At 66.8% G+C, this 15,571-nt stretch carries 14 protein-coding genes and 2 pseudogenes; 8 read left to right on the top strand and 8 right to left on the bottom strand.

The window, feature by feature from the left end:
- The coding region (locus tag ACH9D2_RS06840) for an IS481 family transposase (RefSeq protein WP_396362091.1) at window positions 1-964 on the bottom strand (964 nt) is incomplete at its 3' end.
- A gap of 17 nt (window positions 965-981) precedes the next feature.
- On the opposite strand from ACH9D2_RS06840, the gene ACH9D2_RS06845 reads away from it, so the two are divergent.
- Window positions 982-1,398 (top strand): recombinase family protein, encoded by a 417-nt coding sequence (locus tag ACH9D2_RS06845; RefSeq protein ID WP_396362092.1) that lies wholly within the window; start codon window positions 982-984, stop codon window positions 1,396-1,398.
- A 190-nt stretch (window positions 1,399-1,588) separates the two neighbouring features.
- Window positions 1,589-2,398 (top strand): methyltransferase domain-containing protein, encoded by an 810-nt coding sequence (locus ACH9D2_RS06850; protein WP_396362093.1) that lies wholly within the window; start codon window positions 1,589-1,591, stop codon window positions 2,396-2,398.
- A gap of 214 nt (window positions 2,399-2,612) precedes the next feature.
- Here the strand turns inward: ACH9D2_RS06850 and ACH9D2_RS06855 are convergent, their stop codons facing one another.
- The 4 genes from ACH9D2_RS06855 to ACH9D2_RS06870 are packed head-to-tail and all read right to left on the bottom strand — an operon-like array spanning window position 2,613 to window position 6,971.
- Complete coding sequence (locus tag ACH9D2_RS06855) at window positions 2,613-4,091, bottom strand: sugar porter family MFS transporter (RefSeq protein ID WP_396362094.1); 1,479 nt, start codon at window positions 4,089-4,091, stop codon at window positions 2,613-2,615.
- A gap of 17 nt (window positions 4,092-4,108) precedes the next feature.
- Entirely contained in the window at window positions 4,109-5,101 is a 993-nt protein-coding gene (locus ACH9D2_RS06860) for a LacI family DNA-binding transcriptional regulator (protein WP_396362095.1), read from the bottom strand.
- A gap of 56 nt (window positions 5,102-5,157) precedes the next feature.
- Window positions 5,158-5,946, bottom strand: coding sequence for a TIM barrel protein (locus ACH9D2_RS06865; RefSeq protein WP_396362096.1), 789 nt, complete (start codon window positions 5,944-5,946; stop codon window positions 5,158-5,160).
- Window positions 5,943-6,971: a Gfo/Idh/MocA family oxidoreductase gene (locus tag ACH9D2_RS06870; protein WP_396362097.1), complete on the bottom strand. Its 1,029-nt coding sequence runs from the start codon at window positions 6,969-6,971 to the stop codon at window positions 5,943-5,945. The genes ACH9D2_RS06865 and ACH9D2_RS06870 overlap by 4 nt, the downstream gene beginning before the upstream one ends.
- Before the next feature lie 340 nt (window positions 6,972-7,311).
- Between ACH9D2_RS06870 and ACH9D2_RS06875 the strand changes: the two genes are divergently transcribed.
- The 5 genes from ACH9D2_RS06875 (at window position 7,312) to ACH9D2_RS06895 (ending at window position 11,808) form a co-directional block, all read left to right on the top strand.
- The gene (locus tag ACH9D2_RS06875) at window positions 7,312-8,181 is read left to right on the top strand and encodes a substrate-binding domain-containing protein (protein WP_441005565.1); all 870 of its coding nucleotides are present in this window, start codon (window positions 7,312-7,314) and stop codon (window positions 8,179-8,181) included.
- 164 nt (window positions 8,182-8,345) lie between these two features.
- Window positions 8,346-9,317, top strand: a complete 972-nt coding sequence (locus ACH9D2_RS06880) for an ABC transporter permease (RefSeq protein ID WP_396362098.1) — start codon at window positions 8,346-8,348, stop codon at window positions 9,315-9,317.
- 9 nt (window positions 9,318-9,326) lie between these two features.
- The gene (locus tag ACH9D2_RS06885; protein WP_396362099.1) at window positions 9,327-10,256 is read left to right on the top strand and encodes an ATP-binding cassette domain-containing protein; all 930 of its coding nucleotides are present in this window, start codon (window positions 9,327-9,329) and stop codon (window positions 10,254-10,256) included.
- 31 nt (window positions 10,257-10,287) lie between these two features.
- Complete coding sequence (locus ACH9D2_RS06890; protein WP_396362100.1) at window positions 10,288-11,187, top strand: TIM barrel protein; 900 nt, start codon at window positions 10,288-10,290, stop codon at window positions 11,185-11,187.
- A gap of 354 nt (window positions 11,188-11,541) precedes the next feature.
- Window positions 11,542-11,808, top strand: a complete 267-nt coding sequence (locus tag ACH9D2_RS06895; protein WP_396362101.1) for a GntR family transcriptional regulator — start codon at window positions 11,542-11,544, stop codon at window positions 11,806-11,808.
- A gap of 19 nt (window positions 11,809-11,827) precedes the next feature.
- On the opposite strand, the gene ACH9D2_RS06900 is transcribed toward ACH9D2_RS06895, so the two are convergent.
- The 3 genes and pseudogenes from ACH9D2_RS06900 to ACH9D2_RS06910 form a co-directional block, all read right to left on the bottom strand.
- Window positions 11,828-12,975 (bottom strand): IS3 family transposase gene (locus ACH9D2_RS06900; protein ID WP_396362102.1). Its coding sequence is split into 2 segments (ribosomal slippage): window positions 11,828-12,702 and window positions 12,702-12,975, totalling 1,149 coding nucleotides; the frame shifts between segments, so codons are not numbered across the junction.
- Between the two features lie 203 nt (window positions 12,976-13,178).
- Window positions 13,179-13,337 (bottom strand): annotated as a pseudogene (locus tag ACH9D2_RS06905) (IS256 family transposase); the annotation flags it as partial.
- Between the two features lie 49 nt (window positions 13,338-13,386).
- The gene (locus ACH9D2_RS06910) at window positions 13,387-14,352 is read right to left on the bottom strand and encodes a TIM barrel protein (RefSeq protein WP_396362103.1); all 966 of its coding nucleotides are present in this window, start codon (window positions 14,350-14,352) and stop codon (window positions 13,387-13,389) included.
- A gap of 939 nt (window positions 14,353-15,291) precedes the next feature.
- Between ACH9D2_RS06910 and ACH9D2_RS06915 the strand changes: the two are divergent.
- Window positions 15,292-15,571 (top strand): annotated as a pseudogene (locus ACH9D2_RS06915) (hypothetical protein); the annotation flags it as partial.

Consider the following 15,571-nt stretch of genomic DNA (forward strand, 5'->3'; position numbering starts at 1 on the left):
AGGTTGGTCGCAGGCGGCTGAGCGGCGGGAGTCCGCCGAGTGCGCTGTGGCGTCTTTCAGTGTTGTAGTACTCGATCCAGGGGGCAAGGGCCGCGGTGCGTTCGTCGTTGCTCGTGAAGACCTGCCGGTAAGCCCACTCGGTGGCCAGGGTGCGGTTGAGGCGCTCGACCTTGCCGTTCTGCCACGGGCAGTGCGGGCGGATGAACACCTGCTTGGCCCCCAGCGCGGCGACGACCGCCCGCACGGCCGTGGAGTGGCGGTAGGCGAAGGCGTTGTCCGTCATCATCCGCTCGATCCTCGGGATCCCGTGGGCGGCGAAGTAGGCGGCCGCCCGGGTCAGGAACCCCGCGCAGGTGGTGCCCTTCTCATCGGCGTGGATCTCGGAGTACGCCAGCCTCGAGTGGTCATCGACCACCGTGTGCACGTAGTCGAAGCCGGGCCCGTGGCGGCGATCTCTGACCGCGTTCGCACGGCCCAGGGCCCGCCACCCGCCACCATCAGGGATCCGCCCGAGCTTCTTCACGTCCATGTGCACCAGCTCGCCCGGATGCTCGCGTTCGTGGCGCACCGCGGTCGTCTTCGAGGACCGGAGGACTTCCCCGGTCAGCGGGTCCAGATCCCGCAGGTACGGGACCTGGTGGCGGGCCAGGATCCGGCCCACCGTGCGTGCCGGGATGCCCAGCTCGCCCCCGATCCAGTCCTGGCCCTGCCGGGTCCTGGCGCGCAGCGCCAGGACCCGTTGCTCCGTGCTCGTGCAGGTGCGGGTCGGGGTGGTGTGCGGGCGCGAGGACCGGTCGTGCAGGCCGGCCTCGCCCTCGGTGTCGTCGCGGGCGATCCAGTGGGCCACGCACTTGCGCGAGATCCCCATGGCCTTGGCAATGTGGGACTTGGGCATCCCGGACCGATGCCGGGAGACGATGAGCAGCCTGCCGTGGACGGTGGTGCGGGCGTTACGGTGGGACACGGGAGCCTCCGTGGTGGATGTGGGCCTTAGACAAGCCACACCCCACCCGGAGGCTCTCCTCACGTCAACACCCCCTGCTACCAACGTCCTGGCTGGGTACAGCTAGAGGCGCTGGTCTGCGGGTGCTGAACCTCGGTGGGGGAGACGTGGACACCGCGACTCCGATGGGCTCGATGGTCTTCACCGTGATGGCCGCTTTGGCGCAGATGGAGATGGAGATCAAGCGGGAACGGATCACCGACTCGGTGGCCAAACGCCGGGCCGCCGGCAAGGACCTCGGCGGGCGCCGGCAGACCTGTACAGACTCCCAGATCCGCAACGCACTGCGGCTGATCGAGACGGGGGAGCCGGCTACCGAGGTCGCCCACGACCTCGGGATGTCTAGAGCCACCCTGTATCGGAGGATCCGAGAGCTGGCGACGGTCACTATCTAAGCTGTGCTGCCCCTGCCGGTCCTGATGCGGAGGACGTGTGAATTCCTTCTCTCATTGGAGAGGCCAAGCGGTGCTGTTCCAGTGTTCCCAACTGTGCTGAGTTGTGAGGTGATGGAGCTGGTCCGAGGATGGCCCCGGTGGTTGACTGGACATCACATCGAACGGCACCGGAGCTGTTGGAGGCACGACAATGGCCAGTGACGATTTCCAAGTTTCCGTGGACGCGGCGGAGGTTTACGAAGCGCAGTTCGTGCCGGCCCTGTTCGGGCGCTGGGCCCCGCACCTCGTGCGGGCCGCCGGTGTCCGGCCGGGGCAGTCGGTCCTCGACGTCGCCTGCGGGACCGGTGTGGTGGCACGGGAGGCGGCGCGCCTCCTGCAGGGACGCGGACGCGTCGTGGGGCTCGACGTCAACGCCGGCATGCTCGCCGTCGCGCGGCGTGTCTCCCCCGACCTCGAGTGGGTCGAGGCCGACGCCGTCGCCCTGCCGTTCCCGGACCTGTCCTTCGACGTGGTGCTGTGCCAGGCCGGGCTGATGTTCGTCCCGGACCCGGGCCGCGCATTGCGGGAAATGGCGCGCGTGGCGGCCCCTGAGGGGACGGTGGCCGTGCAGGTCTGGGACGAGCTCCGGGCGCAGACCGCCTGGGCGCCGTTCTACGAGGTCGTCGCGCGCCACGCGGGCTCGGCAGCGGTCGACGTGATCAGTACTTACTGGCGGCTGGGCGACCTCACCGAGCTGACCGAGGGACTCGTCGCCGCCGGTTTGCGGGTCGTCGACACGCTGACCCGCACGGATACCGCCGCCTTCCCGTCCCTCGACGAGTTCATCGCGACCGAGGTCGACGGCACCCCGCTGCGACAGCGCCTCTCGGACGACGCCTACGCCCGGATCTTCGAGGACACGAGGGAGGCCCTCCAGCCCTTCCGGACCGCCGACGGACGCCTGGAACTGCCGATGCGGGGGCACATCATCACCGCCCGCACGGAGCGGGGCCCCGGCTGACGGGCCCGTGTCCGCGGCGCCATCCCTGCGGTCCGGGTCGGCCGGAGACAGGCCTCGGACATCGCATGGGAACTCTCGTCCCGGGGTGATCGGCTGCTAGACGCTCTTGCTTTACATATGTCCATTTAGCGGCGGACCGTCCTGCGGTGGATGGTCCGTAAGTGGCGATGAGCCCGCCGCCTTGAGTGGCGGCGGGCTCATCGCGGGCGTGCGGTCAGGAGTCCACGCGTTGTGGCTTGTTGGTGACGTAGATTGCGCCGGTCGTGACATCTTCCTCGAGTTCCTCGAGGGTGCGTCCGCGGGTTTCCGGCACTGCCTTGTAGACGAAGACGAATGCGACCACGTTGACTGCCGCGAAGGCGAAGAAGGAGCCTGAGATTCCAATTGCGGCAATGATTGTCGGGAAGAACAGTCCTAGGAAGGCGTTGGTGAGCCAGAGGATAAACACCGACATGCCCATGCCGAAGGCACGCATCTTCAGCGGGAAGATCTCCGAGAGCGTGACCCACGTGGCGATGTTCAAGAACAGTTGCATCGAGCCGACGAACAGCACGATCAGAACCAGCAGCACATACGGCTTGATCGGGCTTCCCTCGGGCAGCAGTGTGGAGGCGGCGCCGATGAGGATGTGGCAGATCGTCACCAGCCCGTACCCCAACAAGAACGTTTTGCGGCGGCTGATGTGGTCGATGATGCGCAGGGCGATGATCGCGGTGATGACCGAGATGACCGCAGGCGCGATGTTCGCGATGAGTGCTCCACCGGCCGAGAAACCGGCATCGATAAGCACCTTCTGCCCGTAGTAGAGAATCGAGTTGATGCCGGTCAGCTGCTGGAAGAACCCTATGCCGCAACCGATGAGCAAGATGCGGTACAGGTTCTTGTTGCTGAAGATGCCCGCGAGGTCCATCGGGATGAGCTTCTCTTCTTCGTTGGTGACGAAGGAGATCTCATCCAGCTCCGGCTTGGCGCGACCCTCCGGGCGCAGGCTTTTGAGGATTTCCAGGGCTTCATCGTTGCGGCCTTTCTCCACGAGCCACCGCGGGGACTCCGGCATGCGCAGCATGCCGAAGAACAGCACAATTGCCGGCAGCGCGGCGAAGGCCAGCATGACCCGCCAGACCCAGGGGTACTCCTCGCCCCAGAGATTGCCGATGATCGCGTTGGTGACGATAGCGGCAAGCTGGCCGGTGACGATCATCAGCTCATTGCGGCCGGCGAGTGAACCACGGATCTCGAAGGGCGCCAGTTCTGCCAGGAACACCGGTACCACGGTCGAGGCGGCGCCCACGGCCAGGCCGAGGATGACGCGGCCCACCACCATGATCGCCAGGTTCGGGGCTACGACGCAGAAGATCACCCCGCCGAAGAACATCGCCGCGAGCAGGATGATGGTCTTGCGGCGACCCCAGGCGTCCGACAACCGGCCGCCCGAGATGGCGCCGACGGCGGCAGCGAAGAGCAGCGAGCTGACCGCTATACCTTCACCGAGCGCGTCGAGATTCAGTTGGTCGGGCCGAGACATGAGTTCCATCGCACCGTTGATCACGCTCGTGTCGTAGCCGAACAACAAGCCACCGAACGTTGCGATGAGTGCCACTGTGCCAAGCCGTTGGCGATACGGCCCCGGAACGAGCGGAGGCAGCGACGGCTTGGACGCGGCGCTGGCGCTGCCCATGGAAGACGTGACCATTTGGTTTCCTTTGAGGATCAGAGGTGGACAGGAGCGGTGCTGGTGCGGGCGACAAGTTGTGAGGGAATCACGATGTGTTCGCCTGGCGCGGGAGTGTCTGTCGCTGCGGTAGTGAGGTGGCGCAGGGCAAGCTCGACGGCCGTGTGGGCCAGTTGCTGAGGGTCCTGGGCCAAGGTGGTGAGATCGATGTAGGGCAGGGACGCCTGCTCGGAGTCGTCGAAACCGACCACCGAGAGGTCTTCGGGAACGCTGTGGCCGAGGACCCGGGCCTGGCTGATCACCCCGACGGCGCAACGGTCGTTGAAGGCGATCACGGCTGTGGGGGCTGGATCTTGAGACAGGAGCTCGGTGACGGCAGCTGCACCTTCGGCCTCCGAGGCGCCGCCGGCCACGATGAGGGCTTGGTCCGCAAGGCCTGCGGCAGTCATGGTGTCCTGATACCCCGCGCGGCGTTCCTGGCCGCCGGCTTCACGGTTGGCGTCGATGTAGGCGATGCGCTGGTGGCCGAGGGAGATCAGGTGCTCCACGGCCAGGACCATGCCCCGGTGGTCGTCAGTGGCGACACTGGCGATGGCTTCCGAGGTGATGGCCCGGGTGACGGAGACGACCGGCAAGGTTCTGCTCAGGTGCTCCAGCCGCTCTTGGGGCAGTGAGCTGCCCAGCAGGATCACTACCTCGCACCGGTCGCGCAGCAAGGCTTCGACGGCAGCGTCTTCGGCGCGGTGGGGTGTGATGGCAGAAAGGACGATGTCGTAGCCGTGCTCTTGGGCGGCGAGGTGCAGGCCGTCGACGATTTCTCCGTGGAAGGGCTGCATCGGTTCGAAGGCCACCCCGAGCAGCCGGGAGTGCTGTTGGCGCAGCACGCGGGCGCGTTCGTCACGGCGGTAGCCCAGCTCGGCGGCGACCGCCCGCACATGGGCCCGGGTCTCCTCGCTGGCCCCGGGCGCGTTGCGGAAGACGATCGAGACCAGCGGCTGGGAGACCCCGGCCGCCTGGGCGACATCGCGCATGGTGACGCGGCGTCGGCCCGGGCGGCCGGGGGCGTCCTGTGACGTGGAGGTGGGAGTCATCGCCGGGAGGTGGTGAAGGCGTCACGGAAGCGTTGCAGGGCCACGTCAGGGGTATCAGCGGCGAAGGCCTCCATCGCGATCACTCCTTCGTATCCAATCTCGGTCAGGGCCGCGGCGACCCGAGGATAGTGGATCTCCCCGGTGCCGGGCTCGCAGCGCCCGGGCACGTCGGCAACCTGGATCTCTGCAATATGCGGAAGGGCGCGGGCGCACAGCTCCACCAGGTTCCCCTCCCCGATCTGGGCGTGGTACAGGTCCAGGTTCAGCCGCAGGTGCGGGCTGTCCACCGCCGCGACCAGGGCCAGGGTGTCCTCGGCTCGTCCGAAGGGCACCCCCGGGTGGTCGACGGCGGTGTTGAGGTTCTCCAGGGTGAAGATCCGCCCGTGACGTTCGCCCAGGGCGGCCAACCGCCCCAGGGTGCGGGCGGCGGCCAGCCAGTCGGTCCCGGTCACGACCTCGTGGGCGACCACAGGCAGGCCCTTGTCGTCCAGGCCGGTGCCGTGGACGTTGAGCCGGGGGCAGTCGAGGACCGCTGCCGCCACCAGGGAGTCCTCGGCGGTGCGCAGCAGCGCGGCGGCCCCGTCCGGGTCGACCAGGCTGCCGGAGACGTAGCCGGTCATCGACCCGAACCGGGCTCCGGTGGCGGCCAGGGCGGGTAGGTCCTTGGTCGTCCAGTCCCAGATCTCCACCTCGAACCCGGCCTCGTGCAGGCACCGCACCCGCTGCTCGAAGGGCAGGTCGCCGTAGAGCATCTCCGCGTTGGCGGCCAGGGTGAACGCGCTCATCGGGTGGCCTCCGCGACAGAGAGCTCGACGGGGGCGTTGGTGCGGTAGGACTCGACGCAGCCCAGCGCGATCCGCAGCGCATCACGGGCGGCCTCGGTGCCAGGCCCCTCGGTCGGGGCGCCCAGGGCAGTGTCGACGAAGGCCTGCAGCTCGGCGGTGTAGGCCCCTCGCATGGACTGGGTGTCGGCGCGAGCGGTGTCGATGGTGATGCCCTCGGGCCCGTAGTAGCGCATGCTCGTGGCCGCCAGGTCCCCGGCGGTGACCATGCCGGCCGAGCCGAAGGCTTCCGCCCGGGTGTCGTAGCCGTAGGCGGCCGAGAAGTTGGCCTCGGCGGTGGCGATCGCCCCGTTATCGTAGCGGATCGTGACCACGGCGGTGTCCAGCAGCCCGGCCTCCTTGAAGTCCGGAGCCACCAGGGCGTCGGCCACCGCGTACACCTGCACGGCCCGAGCGCCGGGGTTGAGGAAGTTGAGGGTGTCGAAGTCGTGGATGAGGGTCTCCAGGAAGATCGTCCAGGGCGCCACCGCAGCCGGGTTCGCCAGCCCGGGGTCCCGGGTGATGGAGCGCAGCAGCTGCGGGGTGCCGATCCGCCCGGCCGCGATCGCCGCGCGGGCCTGCGGGAATCCGTCGGCGAAGCGGCGGTTGAACCCGATCCGGAAGACCACCCCGTTCTGATCCACGGCGCGGTGAACCCGGTCGATCTCCTCCAAGGTCATCCCTGCCGGCTTCTCGCAGAAGATCGCCTTGCCCGCGGCGGCGGCCTGCTCCACCAGGGTGGTGTGGAAGCGGGCCGGGGCGGTGATCACCACCGCATCCAGGGCCGGGTCGGCCAGCAACTCGGTGATGTCCGTGTAGGCGGTGTCCACTCCCAGCGACTCGGCCAGGCGGGCGGCGGCACCGTCCACGGGATCAGCCACGGCCGCGAGGCGAGCGTTGGGAATGGCGCGGGCGATGAGCTGGGCATGGCTGGAGCCGATGCGGCCGGCGCCGATCAAACCGACGTTCAAGGTGCGCGAGTCGAACACGAGCTGCTCCTTCAAGAGAGGTCTACGGGGCGAGAACAGGCCAGAACGGGTCATGAAAAGTTGTCCTGACAAATCCCTTGGCAGAGACTGTAGTACGTATTAGTGTGAGCGGCAACACATCGGCCTGGGGTTATTTGTAGGTGCGCATCGAGGCGCGGGGCCCTGCCGTGAAAGGAGCATTTCCATGACTGCACGAAGTGTTTTGCCTTCGCCCCGACGGTGGGCATCCCGGCGGTACCTGGTCGGAGCCGCGTTGCTGGTGCCAGCCCTGGCTCTGGCTGGCTGCTCGTCGACCGGGGGGCGGACCGAGGCCCAGGGCGGCGGTGAGGGCGGCGGTCAGGTGGCCCAGACGGACCCGATGAAGATCGCGATGGTCACCCACGCAGCTCCCGGCGACACGTTCTGGGACACCATCCGCAAGGGGGCGGAGGAGGCTTCGGCCAAGGACAACGTGGAGTTCCTGTACGGATCCGACCCCGAGGGCGGCCGGCAGGCCCAGCTCGTGCAGCAGTACATCGACCAGGGCGTTGACGGCATTGCCGTGACCCTGGCCAAGCCCGACGCGATGCGCGATGTGCTGCAGCGGGCCGAGGAGGCCGGGATCCCGGTGGTGAGTCTCAACGCCGGGGAGAACGAGTTCCAGGACGTGGGTGCCTTCGCCCACTTCGGCTCCAACGAGCAACTGGCCGGGGAGGCCGCCGGCGAGCGGCTTCAGGAGGAAGGGCTCCAGCACCCGATCTGTGTGATCCAGGAGCAGGGCCACGTGGGGCTGGAGGCCCGCTGCGCCGGTGTGAAGGAGGTCCTGCCGGAGACGGAGATCCTCTACGTCCAGGGCACCGACATGACCCAGGTCTCCTCCACGGCCACCGCCAAGCTGCAGACCTCCTCGGAGGCTGATTCGATCATCGGCCTGGGCGCCCCGTACACGATGACTTTGCTCGGGGCGAAGGATTCGGCCGGCAGTGACGTGGCGGTGGCTTCTTTCGACATGAACGGTGACCTGGCTCAGGCCATCGTGGACGGCGACGTGCTGTTCACCGTCGACCAGCAGCCCTGGCTGCAGGGCTACCTGTCCGTGGATTCGCTGTGGCAGAACCACCGCGGGGCCTTCAAGATCGGCGGTGGCCAGCCCACCCTGACCGGACCCGCCATCGTGGATTCGTCCAACGCCGACGAGGTCCTCGAATACGCCACCGAGGGCATCCGCTGAGCGGGCCCGGAAACCAGGAGAAAATGATGTCCTCTACTCGCACACCGTCCGCTCCGGCGCCGGATCGCAGTTCCTCCGGGGGCGCCGGAGGCTCCTCCCGGACCTCTGCCGCCGCGGCAGGGGGCGACGAGCGAATCCAAACCCGTGGTCTGTTCGGCGCCCTGATGGCTCGTCCCGAGATCGGGGCGCTGGTCGGGGCGATCGTGGTCGGGCTGTTCTTCGCGATCGCCGCCCCCTCGATCACTCAGGCCCAGTCCATCTCCACCGTCCTCTACGGGGCCTCCACCATCGGGATCATGGTCGTGGGGGTGTCGCTGCTGATGATCGGTGGGGAGTTCGACCTCTCCACCGGGGTGGCGGTGATCTCCTCCGCACTGGTCGCCTCGCTGTTCAGCTGGTTCTTCGCCGTCAACGTCTGGGTCGGGGTGGGCATGGCGCTGCTGACCTCCCTGCTGATCGGGCTGATTAACGGGGCACTGCTGATGCGCACCAAGCTCCCATCCTTCATCGTCACCCTGGCGACCTTCCTGATGCTCACCGGTCTGAATCTCGCCCTGACCCGGCTGATCGGAGGCTCCGTCTCCTCACCCTCGATCAGCAACATGGACGGCTTCGCCTCGGCCAAGGCGATCTTCGCCTCCTCGGTGACCATCCTCGGGGTGGACGTGCGGATCACCGTCTTCTACTGGGTCGCCCTGACCCTGCTCGCCACCTTCATTCTGCTCAAGACCAAGGTCGGGAACTGGATCTTCGCCGTGGGCGGGGACGAGAACGCCTCCCGCGCCGTGGGCGTGCCGGTGGCGAAGACCAAGATCGGGCTGTTCATGGGGGTGGGCCTGTGCGCCTGGCTGCTGGGCATGCACAACCTCTTCGCCTTCGACTCCGTGCAGTCCGGGGAAGGCGTGGGCAACGAGTTCCTCTACATCATCGGCGCGGTGATCGGCGGGTGCCTGCTCACCGGCGGCTTCGGCTCCGCGATCGGCGGGGCCCTGGGCGCGCTGATCTTCGGCATCGCCTCCCGCGGCATCGTCTACGCCGAGTGGAACCCGGACTGGTTCAAGTTCTTCCTCGGCCTGATGCTGCTGCTGGCCACCATCGTCAACATGTACGTGCGCAAGCGCATCGAGAGGAAATAGGTGCACCCCATGACCACGCAACCGCACACCACCCCCGCCCCCGGCGCCCACCCCGCCGACCCGGCCAGCACGGAGGGCCCTGCTGCCCTCGTGGCACTGGAGGCCATCGGCAAGCGCTACGGCAACATCATCGCCCTGCGCGACGTCACCATGACCGTCGAGGCCGGCAAAGTCACCTGCGTGCTCGGCGACAACGGGGCCGGCAAATCCACCCTGATCAAGATCATCGCCGGGCTGCACCAGCACACCGACGGCACTCTGCGCGTCAACGGTGAAGAGACCACCTTCACCTCGCCGCGACAGGCCCTCGACGCCGGGATCGCCACCGTCTACCAGGACCTGGCCGTTGTCCCGCTGATGCCGGTATGGCGCAACTTCTTCCTCGGCTCCGAGCTCACCACCGGCTTCGGGCCCTTCAAACGCCTGGACGTGGCGAAGATGAAGGAGATCACCAAACAGGAGCTCGCCGACATGGGCATCGACCTGCGCGACGTCGACCAGCCCATCGGGACGCTGTCCGGTGGTGAGCGCCAGTGCGTGGCCATCGCCCGGGCGGTGCACTTCGGGGCGAAGGTCCTGATTCTGGACGAGCCCACCGCGGCCCTGGGCGTGAAGCAATCCGGGGTGGTGCTGCGCTACATCCTGCAGGCCAAGGAACGGGGACTCGGGGTCGTGTTCATCACCCACAACCCGCACCACGCCTATCCGGTGGGGGACCGGTTCCTGCTGCTCAAGCGCGGGAAGTCCATCGGCTATTACGAGAAGCAGGACATCACCGTGGGCGACCTCACCGCGCAGATGGCCGGTGGCGCGGAGCTGGAGGAGCTCACCCACGAGCTCGCGCAGCTGGGTGGGCACACTTCCCAGATGCAGCAGGTCCAGGCCGATATGGCCGAATCCCTTGCTGCTCCCTCGGACCGGCCCCGCCACGGTCAGTAGTCCACACACCACATAGAACAGGGATACGTACATGGCAATCATGACCGACCGCCTGGCCGCCGCCCCCATTTCCTGGGGGGTGTGTGAGGCCGAGGGCTGGGGATACCAATTGACCCCTGAACAGGTGCTGACTGAGATGGCGGAACTGGGAATCTCCGCCACCGAGTTCGGGCCTGTCGGGTTCTTGCCCGTGGACCCCCAGGACCGCGCCCAAGCACTGCGGGACTACGGGCTCAGGGCAGTCGGCGGTTTCTTGCCGGTCGTCCTACACGACCAGAACCACGACCCCATGCCTGCGGTCGAAGCCGAACTGGAGGCCTTCAAGGCTGCCGGAGCGCAGGTGCTGGTGCTGTCCGCCGACACCGGAGCCGTCTCCTACGACGACAAGCAGCAGATGGACGATCAGCAGTGGGCGGTCTTCGGGACAAACCTGGAGCGAGTCGTCCGGCGGGCCGCTGAGCTGCGGATCACGGCTGTGCTGCACCCGCACGTTGGCACCATGATCGAGTCCGCCGCCGCGGTGGAACGGGTGCTCGAGGAGACGTCTGTCGATCTGTGCCTCGACACCGGACACCTGCTCATCGGCGGCACGAACCCGCTTGAGCTGGTGCGACAGCACGCCTCCCGCATCGGCCACGTCCACCTCAAAGACGTCGATGCCGAGATGGCCGGGCAAGTCGGACGCGGCGAGCTGGAGTTCACAGCCGGGGTCCGGCAAGGAATGTTCGTCCCCTTGGGTGCTGGCGATTGCCGGATTGCCGAGATCGTCACCGAGCTCGAGGCCGTCGACTACCCGGGATGGTACGTTCTGGAACAGGACACCAGGCTCTCCGGGCCACCACACGGTGTGGGGCCGATGGCCGATGTCCGTGCCTCAGCGCAGTTCCTCCAAGCGCTGCCACACACCAGCGCCGACGCCCGCCCTCTCTAAGCGGCAACGCTCAGGTGCCCTGCGCACCGATAGGCCTCACCGTCACCGGCGCCTACCCAACGCGTCGGAACATCGACGGCAACCGCCCATCAACGCCGGCAGGCACCAGGGGCGGCCACCGGTGACAACGCCCGTGCGGCACATACCCTTGGCCCGTTCCCCACGGGCGTTGTCACCCCAGAATCCCTCCGATAGGCCGGACCGCCTCGACACCCATGGAACTGGCCGCGACCTGCCATGCCCAAAGATGCCGCATGAACTGGAGGATGCGGACCCAGACCCATCACACAAATGCCGTCCGCACCCGGTATCCGCTGAAGTACCCATCAATCCACGCGCTTCTGGAAGTCCACAATGTCTGCAACGTTGCCACTGGCGATCGACAAAACCTCTCCCATTCCCCTCTATTACCAGCTGGAGCTGGCCCTGAAAGAGGCCATCCGCAACGGAGTGCTCACCCCAGGCGCCAAGCTAGAAAAGGAAAGCGAGCTCGTCGCCCGACTGAACGTGTCACGGATCACGGTCAGGAAAGCTATAGACCACCTTGTTGCTGCCGGGCTGCTGGTACGTCAACCGCACGCCGGCACCTACATCGCTGGGGACTGCCTCGACTTTCCTTGACTCTCGGGGTTGATGGTTTTCAGGCGGCTCGGAGGCCGTGATTGATGGTCTCAAACTCGACCGGAGTAAGGCGACCGAGACGGCGTTGCCGGCGCCGGCGGTGGTAGGATTTCTCGATCCAGGTCACGATCGCCAACCGCAGTTCTTCCCGGGTGGACCAGCGCTGCCGGTCCAGAACGTTCTTCTGGAGCAGGGCGAAGAACGACTCCATGGCGGCGTTGTCCGCGCACGCCCCGACCCTGCCCATGGATCCCACGAGGCCGTGATGGGCGAGCTCGTGCACGAACTTCCGGGCACGAAATTGACTACCCCTATCCGAATGAACCACACACCCAACCACCGTCCCGCGGCGGGCCACCGCACTGCGCAGAGCCGTGACCGCCAAGGATGCCTTCATCCTCGAGTCGATCGAGTACCCGACGATCCGGTTGGAGTAGACGTCCTTGATCGCGCAGAGGTAGAGCTTGCCCTCATCGGTGCGATGCTCGGTCAAATCGGTCAGCCACAGCCGGTTGGGCGCGGTGGCGGTGAAGTCCCGCTCCACGAGGTCGTCGTGGACCGGTGGGCCGGGCCGGCGATTCAGGCCCCGCTTCTTGGAGTGGACGCTGAAGAGGCGCTGGGCCGAGCACAGGCGCTGGACGCGGTTCTCCCCAGCCGTGATGCCGTGGTCGGGTAGCTCGTCGGCGATGAAGCGGTAGCCGAATGCGGGGTCGTCGGCGTGGATGGCCATCGCGGCGTTGATCAGATGAGCGTCATCCCAGTCCCGGTCGGTGACGGGCTTGGCCCGCCACTCATAGAAGGACTGCTTGGAGAAACCGAGCACCCGGCAGGTCACCGCCACGGGGATCCCGTCGGCGGCCAGGTCGAGGACCAGCGGGTACGTCATTTTGGGGGCAGCTCGCGGGCGAAGAATGCCGCTGCTCGGCGCAGGATCTCATTCTCCTGCTCGAGCAGCCGGTTGCGCCGCTTCAGCGCCCGCAACTCCTCCGACTCGGCCGTCGTCACACCGGGCCGGACACCGTCGTCGACGTCGGCCTTGCGCAACCAGTTGTGCAGGGTGGCTTCTGAGATCCCGAAGTCGCGGGCGATCTGGGACAGCGGGGCCTCGTGCTTGCGGGCCACCGCCACCACGTCGCGGCGGAACTCCTCGGGGTAGGGCTTGGGCACGGTTTCATCCTCACTGTGAGGACAGATCCTCACAAGTCAGGAGTCAGGTGAACCGGGGGCAGTCCCCTGCTTCCGACCAGTCGGTCGCCCCCACTCGCCCCACTCCGCCACTTTTCCGCAACCGAAACCCGGAACCACCAGACCAGTCGATACCGCAGCAAGGGACTGTCCGATAAACGGTGGGTGGGGTCCGGCAGTTTTCATCAGTGAGCGGTTCTCTCGAACCGTCCGGCGAAGGTGATCGCAAACGCGTTCAGCGCCGGCTTCCACCTCATCACCCAGCGTGCTCTACCGCCGCCGGTCGGATCAAGAGATCTGGTGACGAGGTAGAGGCACTTCAGCGCAGCAGCCTCGTTCGGGAAGAGGACTGCCGCACGATCAGGTGACCTGCACGTGCGGCAGTCCCGTGCTTCAGATGCTGGCCGGTTGCCAGTCGGGGGCCTCGACCAGGATGACCTGCTTCAGCATGCTGGCGGCCCGGGTGACTCCTTCGATGGAGTTGACCAGGGTGTCCTCATGCTCGATGTTGAGCGTTCCGTCATAGCCCACCGAGCGAAGGTGGTAGACGAAGTCGGCCCAAAAGGCGGCCCCGTCCGGATGTCCCACACCGAGAGTGACGTAATTCCAGGCCCGGTCAGCCGCCTGCTCCATCGGCACCGTGTCCAACAATCCATCCCGGGAGGCAACGGGCCTGTTGAGGCGAATGTCCTTGGCATGCACATGAATGATCGAAGATCCCAGCGCCTGGATGACGGCGGGGATGTCGGCACCCATCCACATCATGTGGGAGGGGTCAAGGTTCGCACCGACGACGTCGTCACCCACGGCGTCGATGAGCCGCAACAGGGTGGAGACGTTGTGAACGAGCTGACCACCGCACGCCTCTACCGCCAGCCGGACGCCCTTGTCCCGGGCGAAGGCAGCCAGGCCTCGCCAGTAGGGAAGCGCGACCTCATTCCACTGATAGTCGAGAACCCCGAGGTTCTCCGGCGGCCAGGAGGTGGTGATCCAGTTCGGGGCCGCGTCACCGCGAGCTCCGGGAAGTCCGGACATCAACACGACGGAGGGAACGTTCAGCTCACTGGCCACATTGATGGTGTCGCGGACCACCCGGTCCTGGTCAGGTCCGCTGACGGGGTGTAGCTGGTTGCCGTTGGCGGTCAGCGCGCTGAGACTCAGGCCGCGGTCGGCGATCATCCCGGTGAACTCGGTTCGGGCCTGGGCTGAGGAGACCAGGGCGGGCAGATCGGCATGGGGGCTCTCAGACCAGTTGCCGGTGGCCACTTCGACGGAGCTCAACCCCAGGGCCTGGGCCAGGTCCAGGGCTTGTTCGAACGGCAGATGGTTGACGGAGTCGGTGATGAGTCCGAGCTTCATAGGTTGTTCCTTGCAGTCATGAGTGTGCGCGTCGACAGCACATAGCAACGGGAGAGGCGTGTCGTCCACCACACTAATACGTACTAGTATGATGGACAATGGGACGTTGATGAGATCTCTCGAGAAGCACAGGGTGAGCTGGGCGACTCTTCTTCACAGCGGTCCCCTGCAGGCCAACGGAGGGGCTGAGTCCCGGGGGTTCACCACAAGTCGGCTCGACACGCCGGGACCGGGCAGCGCGGGTTGAACCGCGGGCAGCGGGTGCCAGAGCAGCCCGGACCCCCCGGCTTTACATATGGCCCGGTTAGCGGCAATCAGACTATGAGGGCGGCATCGCAGGGGCTTGACCAAGGCCTGCTCCACGAGAGCGATCCGGGCGCATCTGCGCCCTCGAGGCATCACCGCGGTGATGCCTCGAGGGCCGACCAGGCCGGGCATCGGTCCCGCCGCGGCGCCAAAGGCGGGAGGCCACCGCCCTTCGACGCCGAGGGCGATAAGAGCCGCAACGTCGTCGAGCGCTCCTTTTCGACGTCCTCAAGCGCCGGCGAGGCCTCGCGGCCCGCTACGGCAAGCCGGTGCTGACCTACCGCGGTGGGGCCGTGCTGGGCGCGATCACCATCGGGCTCAAGTCTCTTTTGAGAGGCATGCCTAGGGATTCGGCGGCGGTTTACAGGCCTTGGTGTGACAGCAACGGCGTCGTACACACTTCCGGGGATGTAGCCGCTCTCATCCGGTGCAGTTCGGGGGACGGCGCGCGGACCAGTGGCCGGGCTGCTGTCCAAGGCGCGAGCATCTCCGCAGGTGGGAGCAGAGTCAACGTGGTCCCCCGATGAGTGGGGGCATGCGATATGACCGCTGTTTTATGTACATGTATGCGCATGAAAACTTCCTAGAGTGTGCAGTGATCCCCACACCACTCCTCACCCTCCGGAGACAACCGTGAAGACGACCCTCTTGCGTGCCCTGCTCGTGGCCCCCATCGCTTCAGCACTCACCGTCTGTGGACTGGCCGGTGCTCTTGCAGCGAGTCCCATGGCCGACGCAGCCGCGCCCTTCACGGTGGTCACGGCCACCGTGGGCTCGTCGCATCCGGACGCAGGTGCGGGCAACGGGCCCGAACGAGCCAACGGTGGTCAGGGCAGTGACGGTGCCATCCCCGGCAACGGTCACGGCGGCAACGGCACCTTGGGCAACGGTGGCCTGGGCAACGGTGGTCAGG

The sequence above is a fragment of the Kocuria rhizosphaericola genome (assembly GCF_044462205.1).
GTDB classification, from domain to species: Bacteria; Actinomycetota; Actinomycetes; order Actinomycetales; family Micrococcaceae; genus Kocuria; species Kocuria rhizosphaericola.